Here is a 20,525-nt window from a genome sequence, read left to right as displayed (position 1 = left end):
GGCGCGGCGGGGCCCGGTGTACGGACTGACCGGTCCAACCGACGCCACCTCCGCCTGTCGGCCACGCTCACTCTTCGTGTCCTGTTCACCTTCGATGCCATCGCTCTCGCGGAGGACGGCAGCCAGGTCCGCAGGCAGTGGATGGCCGAGGAGCGTGGCGCAGTGGAGCAGGGGAGACTCCGGCGCAGAGGCCTGGAAGACGGTCGTGCCGGGCAGGGCCGCGATGACGTCTGCGGATCACCCGCACTCGGGCCGCGATCGCCGACCGGCACTGAGCCCAGGTGCTCGCGGCGTGGCGGTCGGCAACCGTGCCGTGGTTTGACAGGGCCCCGAAGGGAGCACGACGCTTGCGATCGTCTGAGAGGCGAGAGGGGTCCGAGCGTGTGGCTGCAGCCGAGTGCAATCCGCAGCGCCTGGTTGTCGGCGCGGGGGCGATGCGACTGGTTCGTGTACACCGAGGAAGACGGACTGCTCCGCAGGGAACGCACTCGCCGAGCCGCGATGAAATGGGCGCGAGGCTACGGCAAGCCGTGCGCGGTCTCGCCGCAGGACCTCGTTCCCGAACTGCTTGCCCGGGTGGCGCTATACCCCGGCGAAGGATCTGACACGTACGTCCCGCGCCGCTGAACGCGGCCGGAAACACAAAGGGCCGGAAACACCCGAGTTCTACCGGTTTCGCGCGCTGGCGGCCGGAGGCGACGACGGCGCGACCCCCTGGCCGCAGGACCCGATGAATCTCCCGCAGCAAGCCCACCACGAACCTGGCACGCTCGGCCGACAAGGAGGACTGGGAGACGCAGCTGATGGCCACAGGCTCTTCGTCCCCGAATCTCACTCGTGTCGGTCTGGCGTGCTCATGGTCGTGGTCCAGGAACGCACGTTCAGGCTTGGGCAATGATCACGCTCTGGGTGGTCAACGCGGCGCGCAGGTTTCTCGCAGGTTCGTCCGGTCCCTGAACACAGCCCCCCGAGAAGGACCTGGACCAGGTAGCGATCAACAGCATTGGGGGCGTCCGTGTCGGCCGCCGCGTAGACAACGGCCGCGCTGATACGGATCGCGCGGCCGGTGGCCCGCTCGGCGACCTCCTGGGCGGGCTGCTCGGGAAACGGTGATCCCGGCCGAAAACCTGCCGGGCTCACGAAGGTTCCGCCCCCCGCGGGGTCGCGTCTCGCCGAGTCCGCGGGGACATTCGTCGCTCTACGTGACAGCCCACCATAAGGAACAAGCTCAGGAGGCCTCCCACCATGGCTCTATGCCCTCCTCAGCGACGAACTCGTGGAAGTCCATGTTGGCGATCTCCAGGTTGCACGCCATCGATCCAACCTCGCGGCAGGGCAGGACGGCGCGCTGCCCCGGGGTGTCGTACAGGTCAACGACGGTCAGCGGACAGCCGCGCTCTGTGAGGGTGCGGGCGTCGGCAAGGGCGACGAGCGTGGTGTGTTCCCCGGGCGGGACCAGCGCCGGAACCTGGCCCGGCTGGAGGCTTTCGAAGGCCCGGTCGTCGACAACCAGCGCGGTCAACGGGTAGTGCTCCACGTCGATCTCGTCCGGGTCCAGGTCCGCGCCGACCCAGCCCTCCGCGTCAGTCCCGCCCAGTTCGTCGAGCAGGGCACGCCAGCCGTCCTCGTCGTCGAAACAAGTGCGGACCAGGAGGGCCGCGGCGGTGGAAGGCAGCGCCGGGAAGGACCGGCGCGACGGCATCGTCGGCGCGGGGAAGGCCGGCCGGCCGCCGTCCCCCTGGTACATGCCGTACCTGTCCATGCCGCGCACCAGGTCGTCGAACGCGAGCGTGCCATCCAGCAGGGCGGCGAGGATCTCGCCGAGCCGGGCCAGCGAGACTCGGACGCCGCGACCGGGTATCGTCGCCAGGTCCACCAGCAACGGCCCGTCCCCGCCGTACACCACCGGGATGTCCGCCAGGACGGCGACCGGCGGCACGGGACTGCTGCCCGGAACGAGTGCCGGGACGTTTCCGCCGTGCAGGTAGTCCCATCTGCGGTCCTCGACCGTGCGCAGCCGCACCCCGTGGTCGCCGAGGACGAGCACGTCGTCTTCCCGGCGGGCCCCGATCTCGTCGAGGAGCCCGCCCCACAGGGCCCTGCCGTCCTCGTAGCACGTGCACACAAACAGCACCTCACCGCGTGCGGGCTGGGGAAGCTCGGGAAAGGACATGTCTCTCCTCCGGCGGTGTCAGGTGAGGTAGTCGGCGACGAGGGCGGCGAACTCGTCGGGTGTGGCGAGACGGATGCCGAGGTCCTCGGCCTTGGCACGCTTGGACCCGGCGTTGTCGCCGGCGACGACCAGGGTGGTCTTCTTGGAGACGCTGGAGGAGGAGCGGCCGCCGGCCCGCTCGATAAGTTCGCTCATCTGGTTGCGGCTGAGCTGCTCCAGCGGTCCGGTCATCGCGCCGGTGACCACGACGGTCATCCCGGTGAGCGGGCCCGCGGCCGCAGTGGAGGCCGGGGTCGTGCCCTCGCTGCCGGTGTCCGCGGCGGCCAGCGCGAACGTGGCGCCGGGCTCGGTCATGTTCACTCCGGCTGCGGCGAGTTTGTCGATGAGCGGGGCGAGTTCGGCGAGTTCGGCGACGATGGACGGCGCCTTCTCTGGGCCAATGCCTTCCACCTGCTGAAGAGCCTCCGCGTCCGCGGCCCGGATGTTGTCCATGGTCGCGAAGTGCCGGGCGATCCGACGGGACATGGACCGGCCCGTGCCACGGACGCCGATTGCGCACAGCACCCGCGACAGGGGCTGCGTCTTGGCCGAGGCCAGGGCGGCGAGCAGGTTGTCGGTGCTGGTGTCGCCCATCCGCTCCAGGGCGAGGAGCTGGTCGCGGGTGAGGGTGAACAGATCGGCGAGGTCGGTGACCAGGCCGGCCTCGACGAGCTGCACCACGCGGGTGGCGCCCAGGCCCTCGACGTCGAGCTGGTCGCGACCGGTGGCGTAGGAGAGGGAGGCGACCAGGTGGCAGTTGCGGCCCTGCTCGCAGCGCCAGCGTTCCTGGACGGTGTCGATGCCGGACCCGCAGCGCGGGCACACCTCGGGGAAGGCGATCGGCTGCTCGGCGCCCGTGCGCAGGTGGGCGACGGGTGCTTCGATGCGTGGGATGACGTCGCCGGCGCGGTGGACCATGACGTGGTCGCCCAGGCGCAGATCGCGGCGGGTGATGTCGGCCGGGTTGTGCAGCGTGGCGTAGGCGATGGTCGAGCCGTCGATCTCGACCGGCTCCAGGACCCCGCGCGGGGCGATGATGCCCGTGCGGCCCACGTTCCACTCCACCCCGAGCAGCCGGGTGATCTTCTCGACGGCGGGCAGCTTGTAGGCGATCGCCCAGCGCGGCGCCCGCGACCCGGACCCCGCGGCCTGCTGATCGGCGGCGGGATCGGCCTTGACGACGATGCCGTCGATCCCGAACGGCAACTCGGCACGCAGCGCGGCGATCTCCTTGACACGGGTGAGCACCTCATCGGTGCCAGCCGCGGTGATGCCGGGCACAAGGGTGGTGGCGGTCGTGTTCACGCCCAGCTCGGCGGCCAGGGTCATCAGCTCACTGTGCGGGAGGGCGGTGAGCCGTTCGGCCAGGGCATCGTCGGTGTCGGGCAGCGGCAGCAGGCCGTAGCCGAAGAACGTCATCGGCACCGTGTAAGCGCGGTCCCTGGCACGCAGCGTGCCCGCTGCGGCGTTGCGCGGGTTGGCGAACGGCTGCCCGCCGTGTGCGATGCGGGCCTCGTTGGCGTACTCGAACTGGGCGGTGGTCATCAGCACTTCGCCGCGTACTTCCACCGTGACCGACTCGGCCAGTTCGCCCGGGAGACCCTCTATGGTGCCGATCGCGTGAGAGACGTCCTCACCGGCGATCCCGTCGCCCCGGGTGATCAGCCGGGTCAGCCGGCCCTGGGTGTAGCGGGCGGCGACGGCGAGCCCGTCGAGCTTCGGCTCAACGCTGAAGCGCTCCGCCTCACGACCGATCCGGCGGGCCAGCGAAGCCGTCCAGGCGACGAACTGCTCCGGCGAGAACACGTTGTCCAGACTCAGCATCGCCACCGTGTGCGGCACATCGCCCTCGGCCGCACCGCCGGCGACCTTCCCCGTCGGCGAGCCGGACAGCACCTGATCGGGATGATCGGCCTCCCACGCGGCGATACCTCGCACGAGCCGGTCGTAGGCGTCGTCGTCCAGCGGCGAGGTACCGCTCGCGTAGTAGGCGGCCGCGGCGTTCACCGCGTCCTCGACCGCCTGCGCGTAGGCGGCGGCATCCACAATCTGCACCACGGGTGTCGTCATGCCCGCCATCCTGCCTGCCGCCACTGACAACGCCCCCGGGCGTGTTCTATGAGCGCGCCACGGAGTCGTGCAGCAACCAGGCTGTCCGCGGGCTTTCAGCAGGTCCGGCCCGGCCCGTGTCACCTGCTACCGGCGGTGCCGGTCACCGTCCACCCGCTACCCCAAGAGGTGTGGCACTCCGGCCGGGGGGCTTTACAGCGGCTCGGGCCCGGCCAGGCCAGGCCCACACCGCGGATATGCGGGCGCTGTCCAGTCCCTACCTTCCAGGGGCAGCGCATAGCGACGGAAATATTGAATGAGCGCTTTGGGCCCGCGAAAGTCCGCCTTGCGCGTCTAACCCCACCGCTGGGCACCTTGTCGTCGCACCAGTCGGAAGCAGTCCGCCGCCGACACCATCACCACTGCAGCCTCCGGAGCCCCCATGACCATGCCCCGCCTCTTCGCCTCTTTCACCAGCCTGGCGCCCAGCACACTGACCGCTCTGGCCGGCGCTCCTTGGTGGGGCATCGCCCTGCTCATCCTGTTGTTCCACCCGGTCATCCAGAATTTCCCGCAGCATGTCCTCGCCCTGGTCCAGGCACGCAACGAAGCACGCCGAGGCCGCCAGGAAGGCCGCCTCCTGGACCAGATCCCCAGACGGCACGCACTTCAGGGCCTGGCGCACATCCGGCAGGCGCGATCCGCAGACAGCAGCGCACCGCCGGGTGCACCGCCGACACCGACCCAGCCGTCTACCCAGCAGCAGACGGACAGCGGGACACTAGCGACGCCGACCTGAACCTCCCGTACAGGGCCTGCTCCTGATTCAGCCGGGCGGCGGTCGTCGGTTGGCTAGGGGGGCCTGTTGGCGGGCGGTGTCCGGGGCGAGTTCGTCCTCCGGCTCCGGAAACCGGGGCCGCCGCCAACTGACCGCGATCGCACCAGGTGGTGACGCCTCGCGTGGCACCGATGAGCTCCTAACGACCGACGCGCTCAGCGCCGACTCTTTGCCGCCTGCTGTGAGTCGTTGTGCAGGTCGAAGATCGCGTCCGCCAGATCGGGCAGGTCGGATAGATCGATGTTCCTGAGGTTGGCGGCGTAACAGATCAGGCCCAGGAGACGGTGCACGATGTCGGCTTCCTGCTGTTGGCGCCGCCAGTCGGGTTCGTTCAGGCCGTCGTCGACGAGGGGTGGTGGTGTCCTGCGGAACCGTTCGTCCTCGGCGACGCATTCTCTTAGCGCCTTCGGCCACACGAGTGGCTCATGCGGCGTCTGCTGCTGCGGGGGCTCCTCGCCACGGCGGATGGCATGGATGATCCGGGCCTCGTGAGAACTGTCCACCCGTTCCTGGAGGTTGCTGACGGCGGCCAGTTGCGCGGCCACCCGCCGGATCCGTTTGGCGTGGTCAAGGGCCCACTGGCGTTCGGCACGCCGGCGGCGCAGGCCTCGGGCGTACTCGACTCGTTCGTGCTGTGTAGAAGGTTCGGAGCCGTCCGGCCGCGTGAAGGAACGCTGCAGTTGCAGATGCCGCCGCTCGGCGGCCTGGCGGCCGCTGAGTTCCTGCCACTGAGCGATACGCGCCCAGGTGATCTTCTTAGTCCGCGCCAGCGTGGTGAGTTTCAACTCGTCATGCTCAAGCTTTTCCCGCAGCATGCGGATGCCCAGCAGAGCGGCCAGGATCTCGGCCTCCGTGGCGTCGGGGTGCAAGAGACCTTCGGCTCGTCGACAGATGCGGTCGTAGTTGCGGGCGATGTCCATCAAGCGGCCCGGCGAGTCGCTGTCAGGCCGCGGCAACCGCTGCGCTCCCGGTGTCTTCTCAGCCAGGAGCGCCCAGGCCTGTGTCCGATTGTGCTGGCGGCCCGCGTCGAGAGGACGTTCTAAGTGCTGTGTCATCTTCAGGACGACACTTTCTGTCGTCCGTCGGACGACGTTTCCTGCTCATACGCTGGCGGCGTCTCGGAAAGGCTTGGCTGAGCCGGTGCCTGCTGCGCCTGAACGGTAAGTGCCCGGTCGCGGCGCTTGTTCCTGCGCCGCCAGGCCGCCCGCCCGGCTCCGGCGGCGAGCATGGTGAGCGCGAACAGCACGGAAGCCAGGTACTGGGCGCTGACGTCGTGGATGAAAGATGGTGACATCGTGATCTGGGCGCACAGCGGCTGCGCGGTGCCTCCTACTCGCATGGCGGCTGGTGCAGGACGACCTTGCCCGGGCCGGTCCATCCAGGGCCGGGCAAGCAGTTGGGAACGGCTCCGCTGCGCCGTCCGATACGGAAGTGTGCCGGGCGTACGCCGCCCGCATATGTACTCTCACTTCATCCGCCCCAAGCGCCACCTTGCGCCACCCCAGCGTAAGAGGATGTATGACCCAAAACGGCACAGTCGATCATAAGAAGAGTGTCGTCGTCTGGATGCACACAGGACGCCCTTGCCGCCCCGCCGCTCACCCCCTCCTGCCCTCACCTTCATGAGGCGACCGATTCGGCCGCATCCGCGAGGACCGACCGTTCCCAACGGGTGGCCTGTAAGGCCGTCCTCTACGGAGTCCCGGAGACGCGGGCAGGTTCGCCCCGCACCGCGCCTGGCCTACGGCGCAACGGGCTCGCGCTCTCCTTGGCGCAGGCCTGAATCCCGCTGCATGCGGTGCGGCCCGGTGATATACCGCCCCTTCCCCGGCCTTCGCCTGGGAGACCGGCCACCAGCAACCGAGCCACCGCCCAGGAAGGGGGCAACAACCATCACCGCACTGACGATGGCGGGCGCCCCGTGGTGGGCCGTGGCCATCACCGTGGTCGTAGGTATCGCGGTGCCGGGCCTGCTCGCGCTGGCCCAGACCCTCGTACCGGAGGAATCCGAGCACAAGCGCGATGTGCTGCTGGCGTGGATGCGTTACCGCGAGCGTCAAACCCGCAACCGAGCTCCAGCGCGGCCCCGTCGCCCAACACGGTCACGGCGGTGAATGCCCACGGCGCCAACAGGAGGGCTCCTACTCGTCCCGCCCGTCTGCCCGCTCCCGGTATGCGGGGAGCGGCATCCCCGGGGACTCACGCGACTCCTAGGGCATTTCTTAGATCATCGCTCGGACCACGTGCGGATCCCCGTCCGGCGCATCGGTCAAGGCCTGGACAGCAGCGGCGCGCATCGCGGCAATCGGTGCCGGGGTGCAGCCGGTCTGTAGTTCGACCTGGCGTGCAGCCTGGTGCAAGAGCATGGGCAAGCCGCCGATCACGGTGGTGCCCGCGTGCCGAGCGGCGTCGGCGAGCGGGGTGGGCCATGGCTTGTAGACAACGTCGAGCAGCGTGTTGCGCACGGCGCTCGGCCACGCGGGGGCGAGATTGTCGGCGGCGCCGGGCGGGAGAGCGGAGACCACCAGGTCGGCGGTCAGATGCCGGGCGGTCTCCATCCATGGCCGGATGCGCACCGCGAGACCGATGCGCTCGGCGGTGCTCTCCAGTTCTCTGATGCGGGCAGGCTCGCGGGCGATGACGGTGGCCTCGGTGCAGCCCAGGGTGTGCAGAACAGCGAGGGTGGTGGTGGCGGTCGCGCCGGTGCCGAGTACGCAGGCCGATTCCGCGCGGGTGACCCCTGCGTCGCGCAGGGCCTGGAGCATTCCGTAGGTGTCGGTGTTCTCGCCGAGCAGCCGGCCGCCGCGCACGATGACGGTGTTGGCGGTTCCGGCGGCTCGTACGGTGGCGGAGGCTTCGTCGAGCAGGGGGACCACGGTGCGCTTGAGCGGCATGGTCAGCGACAGTCCCGCCCAGGTGTCGTCCAGCGTGGCGAGGAAGGAAGGCAGCCGGTCGGGTGTGCAGTCGATGGCGCCGTAGGACCAGTTGAGCTGCAGGGCCGCATAGGCGGTGCGGTGCAGCACTGGCGACAGTGCCTGTGCGATCGGTGAGCCGAGGATGGCGAGTTGCCGGTCCCCGGCCGCCTCCGTTGGCGCTGTCATGGCCGGTGGTGAAGCATCGCGCCGACGCCCTCGTCGCCGGCCTGGAACGCGATGCCGCGCAGGACGACGACTGGGGCGCCGCGGCCGCGCTGCCCGAGGATGATCCCGGCTGCCGCTGTGATCATGTCGGTGAACGTCTCCTCCTGGCGCTTGCCGCTTGGTGCTTCGGACACGCGCAGCGGGGCGATGCCGGCGGCACCGATGGAGATGACCGTGGCGCCGCGGCGATCTGCGCGGCCGTCGGAGTCGGCGATGACCACGGCGAGGCAGATGCCGGTGGCTGCGGCGAGTTCGTCGCGCAGGCGGCGGGCCGAGGCGTCGGGGTCGGCCGGGAGGAGCCAGGCGCCGCCCGGCTCGGCCCGGTCGACGCCGGCGGAGGTGAGCTGGTAGCCCAGGCGGTGCTGGGCGATGATCGGGCCGCGGTCGCCGGCCACGAAGTGTGAGGTGGATTCGTCGAGGATCAGTTGGACGATCTCGGCTGGCTTGCCGGTACGGGCGGACAGTTCCAGGGCCTCCTGGCTGGGGGTGATGGTGTCGAGGCTGACGTGGCGGCCCTCTGCGACGGAGACGGGCTTCGAGGCCACGACCACGATGTCGCCGTCGCGCAGGGTCTGGCCCTGCTCGGCGAGTACGTCGTTGATGGCCTGTGTGATCGAGGCGCCTTCCTTGATCTCCGGGAACGGTTCGAGGGCGAACGCGGTGAACGCGGAGGTGGTGTTCACGGAGTCATCTCCTTGGTCGCGTCGGTGATCTGCCGGGCGAGGCCGTAGTGGGCCTGGCCCAGGTGGGCGCTGCGCATGGTGAGCGGCTGGTTGGCCATGGTGAGCCAGGCGCGCACGCGGTCGATGTAGAAGGGCCACAGGGTAGCGGCGGCCTGCGTGGGTGGGATTCCGCTGCGCACCGCGCACCAGGCCCGGGCGAGCGGGGCCGGCCACGCAGTCGCCGTCTCGGGGGGCCGGGCGGCGAGGCCGTCCAGTGCGGTGAGCATAGCGCCGAGTCGATCGGGGTTGAGGGGGCGTTCGGTCAGCTGGTACGCACCCCGGCCGGGGTACCGGGCCGGGAGCCGGGCGGCAGCGATGGCGAGAAGGACGGGCACGGCCTGCTGGTAGATGGCCGGGAGGTGGGGGAAGGAGGGGGCGTGTTGCTTGGTGCGGTCCAGGGGGACGTCGGTGACCGGCCGCCCGCTGCCGGCTGCGGCAGCGATGAGGAAAGCGTCGATCCCGTATCCGTCGACACACTCCCCCAGTTCGGCCGGCAGCTGGCGCCGGTCGATGAGCGCGCGGGCACAGGCTTCGCCCGAAAGGGCGATGTCGCCGGCGAGCGGCTGGGCGAGTTCGATGCCGGTGGCGGCCAGCAGGGGGCGGGCGACGTGGTGGGTGAGGTTACCCTCGTCCCAGTACCGGCGATAGTCGGCGACCGCGCAACTGGCGCCGCTCCGGGCGGCGTTCAGCAAGGCGCGGTACATCTCCGGGGCGGGGTTGCGGGTGTCGGTGTCCGCGATCAGAACCGTGTCGTGGCGGGTCGTTGGGGTGCGGCGCAGCGCGTGGAGGATCTGGCGGCCCTTGCCTGCGGGGAGACCGGTGAGGGCCAGCTTTCGGGCGCGGGTGGGCACGGCGCAGAACGCGGTGTGGGTGGCGGCGTCCGGGGAGCAGTCGGCGTTGATGATGAGCGCGCTCGGGTCGTCGAGCGCGTGGTCGACGGCGGTAGTGACTGCCGCGATGGTGGTGGGTTCGCTGCGGGAGGGCAGGACGGCGATAGTCACGGCATCAGCCCCTCGATCAGATCGGCGGCGGCCTCGGCGGTGGGCGCGTGGAGGTAGACGTACCGGGAGCGCTCCAGGGCCCGGATCAGTTCGGCGCGCCAGGTGGCGCACTGTGGGGTGTCGAGCGGCCAGGTGGTGGCGACCGGCGTGCCGGTCAGGCCGTTGATCGGCGTGGGCAGGCCCGTGATGTACCGGGCGAGGTTCTCGTGCAATCGCAGCAGTTCGGCGGTGGAGAACGGTGTGGCCGGTGCGACCAGCGTTTGCGAGTTGGGGTGGACGGCGACGCGTACCACCAGTGCCACGGCCGACGGTTCTGTCTCGAAGGCGTCGCGCAGGTCCACGACGGGCTTGGGCTGGTAGAAGGCGTCGGTTGCTGCCGGGCGTACGGCGGCCGTGGGTTTGCCGGGCATGACCAGCAGTTCGTGCCCGGCTTCCCCGAGCACCACCAGATCGTCGCCGGCGTGCATCCAGCCACGGCGTGCGAGCGCGAGGGCGGTCGTCGTCTTGCCCGCGGCCTTGTGTCCCAGGATCAGTACGGCCTGACGGTGCCGGGTGATGGCGGTCGCGTGCACGGTCACCATGCGCCGTAGCTGGCGAGCGCGTTCGAGGGCGGTGTAGGTGGTGAAGGCCAAGGCGGTGGAGCGGGCGGCCTCGGCGGTCAGGGCGAGCGCGACCTGCTCGTCGGTGACGTGGATGTGGCCAGGGCCGTCGGTGATCTCGACGGACAGATGGATGCCCGTGTTCTGACGGGGCGGGCTGGTCGTCCAGCCGCCCGGCAGGAGGTGCGAGGCGTCCGGGGCCGGCAGGCAGTAGGGCAGGTGTAGGTCCGCTGTGACGTAGCCGGTGGTCAGCGTGGCCCGCTCCGCGATCATCATGGCGCGCTCTCCAGCCGGTGCAGGAGGTCGGCCAGGGGCTGGATGCGGGGGCGGTAGCGCTCGGCGCCGGTGAGATCAAGGAGCCAATCGGTGCGGGCCAGCGCCTTCCGGGCCACTTCCTCGGCCTCGGCAGGGGCGGTGTCGGCCGTGACATCGAGAAAGGCCGGGTCCGGGTAGGCGGAGCCGATCTGCCACACGGCTGCCACCCTGGCCGGGCCGAACTGCTCGGCGAGTTCGGCCGCTGCGGTGTCCACGAGCCATCCGCCGACCTTCCCCACGTGGTACGCCGGGTTCTTGCCGAAGAGTGCCTCGTTGCCGGCGGCGTGCGCCGGGGTGATGAGTCCGGAGCGGGCGTTGCCCCGCCCGACCATGCCGTCCTCGCCGTAGTCGACGGCGGCCCCGGTCAGGGTGAAGTACTGGCTGGAGAGCGGCTCGGCTGCGGTGCCGCGGGTGTTGGCGTGCACCCGTACCTGGCCCGGGAGTCGGTCGGTGAGCTGCCGCTGTAGTTCGGTGGCGGCCGTGGTGACCTGTTCGTGGAATTCGGCTGCGCTTGCCAGCGTGCCGGCCAGCGCGGGCACGCAGATCGTCAGTTCCCAGGAGCAGCCGGTGCGCACCGCGAGGACCTTGATGTCGCTGCCGGCCCACGGCTGGGTGCGCAGGAACGACTCCGCGGCCAGGGCGGCGGTCTCGGTGCGGGTGTACGGGGCGGATCCGACGAGGAGGGCGGTGTCGTTGGAGCGGACGGTGTGCCGTTCCGGCAGATCGTCCAGGTGCCGGGGGGCGAACCAGTGCGCGAACTTGCTGCTGTCGGTGGTCTCGTGCTGGACGTGGATGGTGGCGCGGTCGTAGCCGGGCAGGGACGCCTGGAGCTGTTCGTGCGCGGCTGCGGTGAGGATCTCGCGGACCGGGATGGGCTGGCCGGCGAAGGAGGTGGAGGCGCGGCCGCCGAAGACGATGCGCAGCGGGCGGTCGTACTGCCCGTCGGTGGCGCCGAAGCGGGCGCGGCCGCCGAGGACGGCGACCTTGTCGAGGTTGTGGTGCAGGACGGCTCCGAAGTGTTCCAGGCAGTACTGGGCGTACCGGATGGAGGCGAGTTCGGCGATGCCGTCGGCGAGGGTGTCCGGATGGCCGAGGCCCTTGCGCTCGACGACCTCGACCGCGGCCTCATGCGGCCGGGGCACTCCGGTGGTGTGCGTGGCGGTAGACATGCTCGATGACCTCCAGCGGGTGCCGCAGGGCGGGCAGGGGGAACAGGCACGGGTGGGCGGGCTGCCTGTGGTGGACGGCGCGCAGTGCCTGGTACATCTGCTGGCGCAGTGCCTGATGGGTGGGGGCCTCGGTGGTGGGGCCGAGACCGGCTTCGAGGTTGCGGCCACGCACGTGCCAGAGGTGGCCTACAGCGTCATGCAAGGTGATCTCGTGGCGAGCGGGTCCCTCGGCGTCGACCCGGGCGGCGATCGTGAGTGTCTGCCCGCCGTGGAAGATGAGGTCGGCCTGGACGCGGTCCTCGGTCTCGGCCAGCTGCCGCCATCGGGCGACACTCGCGCGGCAACTGCTGATCTGGTGGTGGCCGAGCAGCCGAAGGGCGAGGGCCAGGCCGTGGATGGCCTGCTGGTGCAGGACTCCCCCGGCCGTGGCGGCCGATTGTCGCCACCCGCGGTAGTAGTGCGGATCGCGGCGGCAGGTCAGCAGGACTTCGGCCCGGCGCACCGTCCCCGGCGGGTGGGCCAGTAGCTCGGCCAGGCCGGGGGCGAAGTGCGGTTGGAAGGCGACGTGGATCCGTTCGTCACCCGCCCGGTGTGCGAGGTCGGCGGGTCGGGTGGTGACGGGTTTCTCGACCAGTACCGTCGCCCCGGTCCGCGCGGCGTCCCTGGCGATGTCCAGGGCATTGCCGGGCGGGGTGGCGACGATGACCAGTTCGGGCCGGATGGTGCGGAGTGCCGCGTGGTGGCCGGCGAACAGCGGTACTGCCAGGAAGGAGCGGCGCTGCGCGGGGTCGGCTACTGCGGCGACGTCGAAGCCGGGCGTGGCGGCGAGCGCGGCGAGGTGCTTGGAGCCGACCTCTCCGGCTCCGACCAGGAGGGTACGCATCACAGCCCCGGCAGGCTGCGGCGCAGGAAGGCGGCGCCATGGGCGAGTGCGCTGGCCGGGTCGTCCTTGACGTGCGTCTCCAGGGCGTACGGGAGGCCGGGCCGCTCCTGGCGCAGCACGGTGAGCAGCTTGGTGTACGGGACTTCCCCCATTCCGGCGGGGACGAACTGGCGGCCCTCCGGGTGCAGGCGGAAGTCTTTGATGTGGACGTACTCGACGTACGGGGCCAGGGCGGTGATGGTGCCGGAGTCGGCGGCGCCGACCTCGTGGAGGTTGCCGAGGTCCATCCACAGTCCGAGGCGGGGGTGGGCGGTCAGGACGTGCAGCAGCGCTCCGGGGTCGGCCACGGTGCACACGGGCTCGTTCTCCAGCAGCAGCCGCACCCCTGCTTGCTCGGCTCGGTCCAGGGCCCAGGGCAGCAGGGGGTCGTCCGCCAGTTGCTCGGTGAGGCGGGGTTCCACTTTCAGGTGTGAGAACACCCGCACGCGAGTCGTACCGAGCAGGTGAGCGGCCGTCAACGCGCGGTCGATCCAGGCCTTGCGGTCCTGGGCCGGCACACGGGTGGGGAATCCGAAGGAGTCCACGCGGCCCGGGGTCGCTTCCTGGCGGCACCACTTCCACAGCGGCGCCGCCAGGGCTGCAACCTGCAGGTCGCGTGCCTCAGTCTCCGACTTGATCCGTTCGAGCGAACTGTTGTCGAGCAGCAGCAGGTTGGATCCCCAGGCGGTGCGCATCTCCAGCCAGGAGACGCCCAGCGAGACGGCCAGGTCCATGCCGCGCGCGGGGTCCTGACCAAGTTCGTCCGGGTTGATGACCAGGACGTTGGAAGGTCCAGCATTCATGGCGTGCTGTGCTCCTTCTGCGTTGAGGTCCGACGAGTGGCCCCTTGGGCCCGCCAGCAGGTGGCGGGCCCAAGGGGCGCTGGGTGCCGCTTCTACGCGACCGACCCTCCGCCCGGCGCGGGCGGCTGCGGGGTCGGCGGGGACGGCGGCGCAGGAGGCGGAGGCGGGGGCGGCTGCGGCCCCTCCATCGCGGGAATACTGCTGAAGTCCACGACTGAACTCCCTTCGAGACGGGACCTGTTGTGGCCCGCTCCGCCGTCCGCAGTTCCGGATGCAGCCGGAACACGAACGCGTACGGCGGAGCGGTCGGAATTACCCGGCGATGAAGCTGCCGTGCACGGGCGGTCGAAACGGCCCGCCACGTGTGGAGAGCTGTCCGCCGGGCTCTTCGGCGCACTCACAGCACACCGTTTCGCAAGGTCGTACGGGAGTCGGTGCTGTGCGGTGAACACCGGTGCTCATCCGACCGCCGCAGCCCGGCGCCTGTCGGTCCAATCCGGTCGGGGTACCGGCGCTTTACGGCGAATTACGCGGCCCTGTAGGCGAGTTACAGACCGACCAATAGGCTGGAAGGCCCGCCATTTCCGATGGCACCAGGAGAAGCCTCATGGGCAGGCCCCCGCTCAACCGACAGCCGAACCACTTGCTGGCTCACTGGATGAGCCGGGGCGACCTGAGCAACAACCGCCTGGCCCGCCTGATCACCCAACGAGGCGCCGAGCAGGGCATCACCGGCCTTGGCACCGACGAGAGCCGGGTACGGGCGTGGCTGAAGGGAGCGGTCCCCCGCGAACCCGTGCCGCGCTTGCTCGTGGAGGTCCTGAGCGCCGAGACCGGCATGGACCTCACCTACGCCGACGTCGGCCTACCGGGAGAAGCGGGACCAGCCGGCATGCGCAGCCCGTGGACCCGCACGGGAGCTATCGCCGCACTCAGCCAGATCATCCGGAGTGAACTGATGCTGCCCGACACACGGACAGGCCCCGACGCCTCCGACGTCCACATCGGCCACGAACTCCTCGGCCCGCTGCAAGAGTGGGCCCTGGCCCGCCCAGACGAAGCCGGACAACCAGCCCCAGCCGGCGGACGGCGCATCGGTATGTCCGACGTGGAAGGCATCCGGCAGATCACCAGCGCGTTCCGCGACCTGGACAACCGGCACGGCGGAGTTCTCTCCCGCTCGGCCGTCCTCGCCCAGACCGATACCGTCCTGTCGCTGCTCAGGACCTGCACGTACACCGAGGCCGTCGGCCGCGAGCTGTTCTCTGCCGCCGCCGACCTCGGCTCGGTCGCGGGCTGGATGACCTTCGACGCCGGACGACACGCGGCCGCGCAGCGCACGTTCGTGTCCGCCCTGCACGCCGCCGCCGCCGAGGGCAACGACCGGCGGATCGGAGCGCACATCCTTCAGTGCATGGCCCGCCAGATGTCGCACCTCGGGCACGTCGACGACGCCCTCGACCTCGTGGCCCTCGCCCAGTACGGGGCGCGCCGGCACCTGTCCCCCGCCACGACGTCCATGCTCGCCGCGCTGGAGGCCCGCTTCCAGGCCATCCTCGGCCACACCTCGGACAGCGAAGCCGCCGCCGGCCGGGCCCTCGACGCCTACGAACGCGTGCAACCGGGCGCCGAGGAGCCGCACATGGCGTTCTTCGATCTCCCCGAGCTGCGGGCCACCCTGGGCATGGCGCACCAGATCGCCGCCAAGCACGTGGACGGCGCGGCTCGCGTTCGTCATGTCCGGCAGTCAACGGAACTGGTGCTGTCGGCTCTGGCCGACCGTCCCGAGCACCGTCAGCGCAGCAAGGCCTTCGATCACCTCGGACTCGCCCGTACCTATGTGGCCGGCGGCGAGATCGAAGGCGCCGTACAGGAGACGGCTCAGTGCCTTCAAATGCTGGGGTCGGTCCAATCTCGGCGCGTCTCCGACCGGCTCGGCGAGCTGCACGCAGAAGCAGAACCGTACGCCGGCACTCACGCGGGCACTGAACTGCGTGAGCAGATCCGTACCGTGCTGACCGCAGCGGAATGACCAGCTGATCGAACAGGACCTGTCCCAGTCCCGGCTTCAGCCACAAGGAGGATGAGGTGGTGGTGACCGCCTGAGGCACCACCCACAGCGAGCCAGGTCATCGGCGACCGCGATGGCCTGCTCCCTGTATCCGTACGCACCTTCTACCCGGGCGCGGTGACCAGGGCCTCGTCCGTGGCGGGCTCGGACGGAGTGAGCGACAACGTCCTGATCTGCACCACGGCCAGGGGCACCACCATGGCCGCCACGATCACCGCGGCCCCGGCCGCGAGCGTGGCGCGCACCCCGAACGTGCCGCTGAGCGGGCCCGCGGCCACGTAGGCCAGCGGCACGGGCAGGACCTGCCCGAGCGTGGAGTACGACGTAATGCGGCTCAGTCGGTCCGGCGGAATGCGTTCCTGGACCAGGCTCGACCACATGGTCATGCTCAAGGCCAGTCCGGCGCCAGCCGTGCACGTCGTGAACGCCAGGACGACCAATGGGGCGTTCAGCGCCATCGCGGCCAGGGGAAGCGCCATTGTCCCGGTGCCCAGGCACACCACAACGCCCACCCTCTGCGGCTTCCACATGAGCGTTGCGGCCGAGCCCACGACGAGACCGCCCGTGAACGCGGACACCACCACGCCCCACGGCCCGGCGCCGCCGAGGTAGCGGCTGCCGTACACCGGACCGAGCATCTGATACCCGACCAGCCATACGGGCACCACCACCGCGCCTTGCAGCACCATCGGCCAGAGCCAGCGCCGTGCCCTGAAGTCCTGCCACCCGTCCTTGAGATCGCGCACGAACCCGGTGCGGACCTTCGCCGGCGTTAGGGCGAGGCCGATGCGGGCACAGAGCACGGCCGCGGCTGCGAACGAGACCGCGTCCCAGCCGATCGTCCACGCCGGACCGGCCAACACGACCACAACACCGCCCACGGCCGGTCCACCGACCTTCACCGAGTTCTGCCCGATCTTCAGCAGAGCGTTCGCCTGGTGCCGCATCTCAGGCGGCACCACCTCGACGACCACCCCGCCGGCCGCCGGAGTGAAGAACGCCGACGCCACGCCGCACACAGCGGAAGTCAGCACCAGGTGCCACACCTTGGCCGCCCCGGACCACAGCAGGCCGGCCGCGATCGTCTCCGCCACCGCGGAGACGATGTTCGCCCACACCATCACCTTGGCCCGCGAAAAGCGGTCCGCGACCACACCCCCGATCAGCAGCAGCAGAATCTGCGGCACCACGCTGGCCGCGAGCACCAGCCCGAGACCGGTCGCTCCACCGCGAAGGCTCAGGACCGCGAACGCCAGACCGATGGGGGCGACCGCTGACCCGGTCCACGACAGCAGCCGCGCCGTGAAGTGCAGCCGGAAAGGACGGACAGACAACGGGGCGCACGCTGCCCGGAGCCGAGTCCGCACGCCTATGCGCGGCACCGCCGCTGACGATGACGCCCGATGCGGCAACCGCGGAATGCGCATGATCAACTCCGCCCAGCAAGCACGAAGCCCGGCAGCAAGACCACCGCCGGGACACGCGCCAACCCTAGGCCATCACAAAGATCGTGTGCCTCGGACGCACCACAAGAGGCCTTAGTCCGAAGGAAGTTGAGCAGCCTCACCCGCACACGCAACGGATGTGACCGTCACCCGATCGTGCTCCGACTGCGCATGCCATCTGTAGGCCGCTTGCCGGCCGCAGGGGCTGGTGCCTGCTGAGATCAGGCCCGCCGCACGGGCGGGGCCGGCATGCGTCACCTGGGGCCGCGCGATCGACACCATGGCCGGGGTGAAGTCCACCCGCACCCTCAAGGCCGTCCGCTCCCTGCGCTCCGGCCTCCGCTCGGGCCCGCGGGGTGCGGGGGGGCGGCCGAGCTCGACGAGCGTGCCCGCACCTTCCTCGCCCACCATCGCTGAGCCAGTCCCCATCGGGGCGGCCTGCGCCCCCGCGCGGACAAGGACGCCGCCGACTTCGACTGACCGGGGCTTCATGCGGATCGAGGGGAGCGAGCTGGCCCCGATCCGCCGCCAGCTCGAGACTCCAGGGACTGGTGCACTCTCCGTAAATAAGGGCTAATTTACGATCAAGGGACTTATTCGCCTATGGTCGCAGGTGATCTGATGCAGAACCCGAGAGAGACGCAGTGGCGGACATCACAAACCTCGCAATCCCCCCTTCGCCTGCCAGTGCAGAGCCTTCCTCGGGAGGCCGGCGTCGTCGTGTTGTCGTCACCGGTATCGGGGCCATCACTCCGCTGGGCGGTGATGTGGCCGGCACGTGGCAGGGGCTGCTGGAGGGCCGGTGCGGAGTCCGCCAGCTTCACGGCGAGGAGTTCGCCGAGCTTCCTGTGCAAATCGCCGCTCCCGTTGCCGTCGAGCCGGCGGAGCTGCTGTCGCGCCGGGAGATGCGGACCATGAGCCGCTGTGCGCAGTTCGCGGTGCTCGCGGCCCGCGAAGCATGGGCCGATGCCGGATTCGGTCCGGAGGACATCCGGGGCGAGGCACTCGTGGCCGGGAGGGTTGGGGTGTCCATGGGCACGATCATCGGTGGAGCTCCGGTGCTCGTGGCGGCAGACCACACCCTCTCGGCACGGGGCGCGCGGTTCGTCTCCCCGCACACGGCGCCCATGGTGGTGCCGAACAGCGCGGCGGCTCAGGTAGCTGTCGACCTCGGTGCGCGCGGAGAGGCGCGGACCGTGGTGTCCGCCTGCGCCTCAGGGACGGAGGCGATCGGTCAGGCCATCGACCGGATCCGGGACGGCCATGTGGACATCGTGCTCGCGGGCGGCACGGAAGCGGTGATCACAGCGTCGGTGATGGCGTCCTTCACCGCCATGCGAGCCCTGTCCCCCGGCGCTGAAGGGCCGCAGGCTGCATCGAGGCCCTTCGACAAGGCGCGCGACGGGTTCGTCCTCGGCGAAGGCGCCGGAGTTGTGGTCCTCGAGGCGGAGGAGCACGCCCGCGCCCGCGGTGCCCGGATCTATGGCGAGGCCGCCGGCTGGGGCCTGTCGGCCGACGCCCATCACATGGTCGCCCCACGGCCCGACGGAGCGGGCATCGTCGATGCCCTGCACAAGGCCCTGGCTGATGCCGGGGCGCGCCCGGATGAGGTGGCTCACGTCAACGCGCATGCCACCGCGACCCCGGCCGGTGACGCCGCCGAGGCCCTCGCCTTGCGGGAGGTGTTCGGAGCCGGCGCGAACATACCGGTCACGGCGCCCAAGGGCGCCCTGGGGCACCTCCAAGGTGCCGCCGGCGCAGTGGAGGCGGTCGCGACCGTCCTGACTCTGCACCACCGGTTGATCCCGCCGACGATCGGCTGCGACAACCCGGACGACGGCATTGACCTCGACATCGTCGCCGGCGCACCGCGCCCCCTGCCGGAGAAGGGGGATCTGGTGCTCAGCAACTCCTACGGGTTCGGCGGCCACAACGCCGTCCTCGCCTTCCGCCGCTACACCGACATGCTCAGCCAGGCTGGCTGAGCTTCGCCACGGCCCGTCCCTCGCACGAAGAGCCCCGCGGCCTGGCCGCCGGATGTCTCTCCGCCACCCTTCTGAAGGAAAAGACGTGATCTCCACCGGCCTCAGAGAAGTGCTCCTCGCTCACCGCATGAAGGAGGAACTGTCCGCAGCGCAGATCGCCCAGGCCGCCGGAATCTCTGAACTCCGCTACAACATGCTGGAATCGGGGCGTGGTTGGCCAGGAAGTCGCGCACTCTCGGCCGTTCTCGACGCATTGAATGTCCCGAGGGACCAACGTCCTCGTTGCGCTGTCCCGGGGACCCCGCTGTCCGGCATGGAGCGTGCCCTCCTGCATGGGAAGCCTTATCCCGCGCTGGTGGTGGACCACACCTGGCGTGTGGTGGACTGCAACCGGTTCTTCGCCGACCAGCTACCGGAATGCGCTGCCCCGGGGGCGAACCTGATGCGATGGATCTTGCACGAGGAGGAGGCGCAGCGCCGCCTGGCGAACTGGGAGGACGCCGCAGCCGCCTACACCGCTGCCCTGCGAGACGCACTGGCCGCTGATCCCGACGACCCAGACCTGCTGTCCTTGCGCGCGGACCTCCCCTCAGGGCTGTGGGAGACGGCGTGCCCTGGCTCCGGCCAGCCAGACGGACAGGGCCTCATCTGGCGCACAGCGCAGGGGCCGTACGTCATCTGGGACTGCAGCGTCATGGTCCCCGCCAGCCGCCCGGACCTTCTCAGCGTGGACTTCCTCCCCCACGCCCTGTCCCACAGCTCTATCCCAGTGTCGGCTGCTGCCCCAGTACAGCAGCCGGCCACCACATTCGAGGGATCACTGCTGACCGGCATCGCCCGGTGCGGTGCCTGCAACCTCGACCTCACCGCGAACGACGATCACTACCAGTGCCCTGACAACTGCGTGACCATCGCGTCGGAGATTCTGGAAAGCCGCGTCGCCGACGCCATCGTCGACCGCATCTTCACCCCCGAATCACTGCGCAAACTGGCCCTCGCACAAGAAGTCCTGGTCGCAGAAGGCATCGAGATAGACCAGCCCCTTCCTGTCTCACCACGCCACGCCCGCCACCAGTGGGACCACGCGCTTCCCGCAGAGACCCGCCGCGCTTTCATCACCCACTCCGTGGACCATGTGCTCGTTGCCGCCGGGGCTGACGGGTCTGTAAAGCGAGCGGTGTAACTGGGCTTGATGTGGCTAGAGTTGGCCTGCGGTGAGGCGGCCATCAAAGGCCAGGTCGAAGGCGTTCATGG

At 70.2% G+C, this 20,525-nt stretch carries 16 protein-coding genes; 4 read left to right on the top strand and 12 right to left on the bottom strand.

Annotated elements, in window-relative coordinates; translation table 11 throughout:
• Window positions 1–1,228 precede the first annotated feature (1,228 nt).
• Window positions 1,229–2,173 carry a hypothetical protein gene (locus AB0L75_RS35220; protein WP_365189498.1) on the bottom strand — a complete coding sequence of 315 codons (945 nt, stop codon included), beginning with the start codon at window positions 2,171–2,173 and terminating at the stop codon, window positions 1,229–1,231.
• 18 nt (window positions 2,174–2,191) lie between these two features.
• Window positions 2,192–4,282 (bottom strand): NAD-dependent DNA ligase LigA, encoded by a 2,091-nt coding sequence (gene ligA, locus AB0L75_RS35215; RefSeq protein ID WP_365189495.1) that lies wholly within the window; start codon window positions 4,280–4,282, stop codon window positions 2,192–2,194.
• A 421-nt stretch (window positions 4,283–4,703) separates the two neighbouring features.
• Here ligA and AB0L75_RS35210 point away from each other — a divergent pair, with 421 nt between their 5' ends.
• Window positions 4,704–5,060, top strand: a complete 357-nt coding sequence (locus tag AB0L75_RS35210) for a hypothetical protein (RefSeq protein WP_365189492.1) — start codon at window positions 4,704–4,706, stop codon at window positions 5,058–5,060.
• 194 nt (window positions 5,061–5,254) lie between these two features.
• On the opposite strand, the gene AB0L75_RS35205 is transcribed toward AB0L75_RS35210, so the two are convergent.
• The 9 genes from AB0L75_RS35205 to AB0L75_RS35165 all read right to left on the bottom strand — a co-directional run bounded on the left by AB0L75_RS35205 (window position 5,255) and on the right by AB0L75_RS35165 (window position 13,770).
• The gene (locus tag AB0L75_RS35205; protein ID WP_365189490.1) at window positions 5,255–6,154 is read right to left on the bottom strand and encodes a hypothetical protein; all 900 of its coding nucleotides are present in this window, start codon (window positions 6,152–6,154) and stop codon (window positions 5,255–5,257) included.
• A 2-nt stretch (window positions 6,155–6,156) separates the two neighbouring features.
• Complete coding sequence (locus AB0L75_RS35200) at window positions 6,157–6,345, bottom strand: hypothetical protein (RefSeq protein WP_365189488.1); 189 nt, start codon at window positions 6,343–6,345, stop codon at window positions 6,157–6,159.
• Window positions 6,346–7,321: 976 nt separating this feature from the next.
• The gene (locus AB0L75_RS35195; RefSeq protein ID WP_365189485.1) at window positions 7,322–8,200 is read right to left on the bottom strand and encodes a shikimate dehydrogenase; all 879 of its coding nucleotides are present in this window, start codon (window positions 8,198–8,200) and stop codon (window positions 7,322–7,324) included.
• Complete coding sequence (locus AB0L75_RS35190) at window positions 8,197–8,922, bottom strand: coenzyme F420-0:L-glutamate ligase (protein WP_365189482.1); 726 nt, start codon at window positions 8,920–8,922, stop codon at window positions 8,197–8,199. The genes AB0L75_RS35195 and AB0L75_RS35190 overlap by 4 nt, the downstream gene beginning before the upstream one ends.
• Window positions 8,919–9,962, bottom strand: a complete 1,044-nt coding sequence (locus tag AB0L75_RS35185; protein WP_365189481.1) for a hypothetical protein — start codon at window positions 9,960–9,962, stop codon at window positions 8,919–8,921. Before AB0L75_RS35185 ends, AB0L75_RS35190 begins: the two co-directional genes overlap by 4 nt.
• Window positions 9,959–10,837: a hypothetical protein gene (locus AB0L75_RS35180; RefSeq protein ID WP_365189478.1), complete on the bottom strand. Its 879-nt coding sequence runs from the start codon at window positions 10,835–10,837 to the stop codon at window positions 9,959–9,961. Before AB0L75_RS35180 ends, AB0L75_RS35185 begins: the two co-directional genes overlap by 4 nt.
• Window positions 10,834–12,045: a methionine adenosyltransferase gene (locus AB0L75_RS35175; RefSeq protein ID WP_365189476.1), complete on the bottom strand. Its 1,212-nt coding sequence runs from the start codon at window positions 12,043–12,045 to the stop codon at window positions 10,834–10,836. Before AB0L75_RS35175 ends, AB0L75_RS35180 begins: the two co-directional genes overlap by 4 nt.
• Window positions 12,002–12,928, bottom strand: a complete 927-nt coding sequence (locus AB0L75_RS35170; protein ID WP_365189473.1) for a Gfo/Idh/MocA family oxidoreductase — start codon at window positions 12,926–12,928, stop codon at window positions 12,002–12,004. The genes AB0L75_RS35175 and AB0L75_RS35170 overlap by 44 nt, the downstream gene beginning before the upstream one ends.
• Window positions 12,928–13,770: a sugar phosphate isomerase/epimerase family protein gene (locus tag AB0L75_RS35165; protein ID WP_365189470.1), complete on the bottom strand. Its 843-nt coding sequence runs from the start codon at window positions 13,768–13,770 to the stop codon at window positions 12,928–12,930. The genes AB0L75_RS35170 and AB0L75_RS35165 overlap by 1 nt, the downstream gene beginning before the upstream one ends.
• 607 nt (window positions 13,771–14,377) lie before the next feature.
• On the opposite strand from AB0L75_RS35165, the gene AB0L75_RS35160 reads away from it, so the two are divergent.
• Window positions 14,378–15,802, top strand: a complete 1,425-nt coding sequence (locus AB0L75_RS35160; protein WP_365189468.1) for a transcriptional regulator — start codon at window positions 14,378–14,380, stop codon at window positions 15,800–15,802.
• Window positions 15,803–15,945: 143 nt separating this feature from the next.
• Here AB0L75_RS35160 and AB0L75_RS35155 read toward each other — a convergent pair whose 3' ends face one another.
• The gene (locus AB0L75_RS35155; RefSeq protein WP_365189465.1) at window positions 15,946–17,175 is read right to left on the bottom strand and encodes an MFS transporter; all 1,230 of its coding nucleotides are present in this window, start codon (window positions 17,173–17,175) and stop codon (window positions 15,946–15,948) included.
• A gap of 779 nt (window positions 17,176–17,954) precedes the next feature.
• On the opposite strand from AB0L75_RS35155, the gene AB0L75_RS35150 reads away from it, so the two are divergent.
• Both AB0L75_RS35150 and AB0L75_RS35145 read left to right on the top strand, forming a co-directional pair.
• Window positions 17,955–19,271: a beta-ketoacyl-[acyl-carrier-protein] synthase family protein gene (locus tag AB0L75_RS35150; protein ID WP_365189623.1), complete on the top strand. Its 1,317-nt coding sequence runs from the start codon at window positions 17,955–17,957 to the stop codon at window positions 19,269–19,271.
• An 85-nt stretch (window positions 19,272–19,356) separates the two neighbouring features.
• Window positions 19,357–20,454: a helix-turn-helix domain-containing protein gene (locus AB0L75_RS35145; RefSeq protein ID WP_365189462.1), complete on the top strand. Its 1,098-nt coding sequence runs from the start codon at window positions 19,357–19,359 to the stop codon at window positions 20,452–20,454.
• Window positions 20,455–20,525 lie beyond the last annotated feature (71 nt).

Source organism: Streptomyces sp. NPDC052101 (assembly GCF_040680235.1).
Taxonomy (GTDB): Bacteria; Actinomycetota; Actinomycetes; order Streptomycetales; family Streptomycetaceae; genus Streptomyces.
This window is presented reverse-complemented; position numbering and strand designations above follow the sequence as displayed.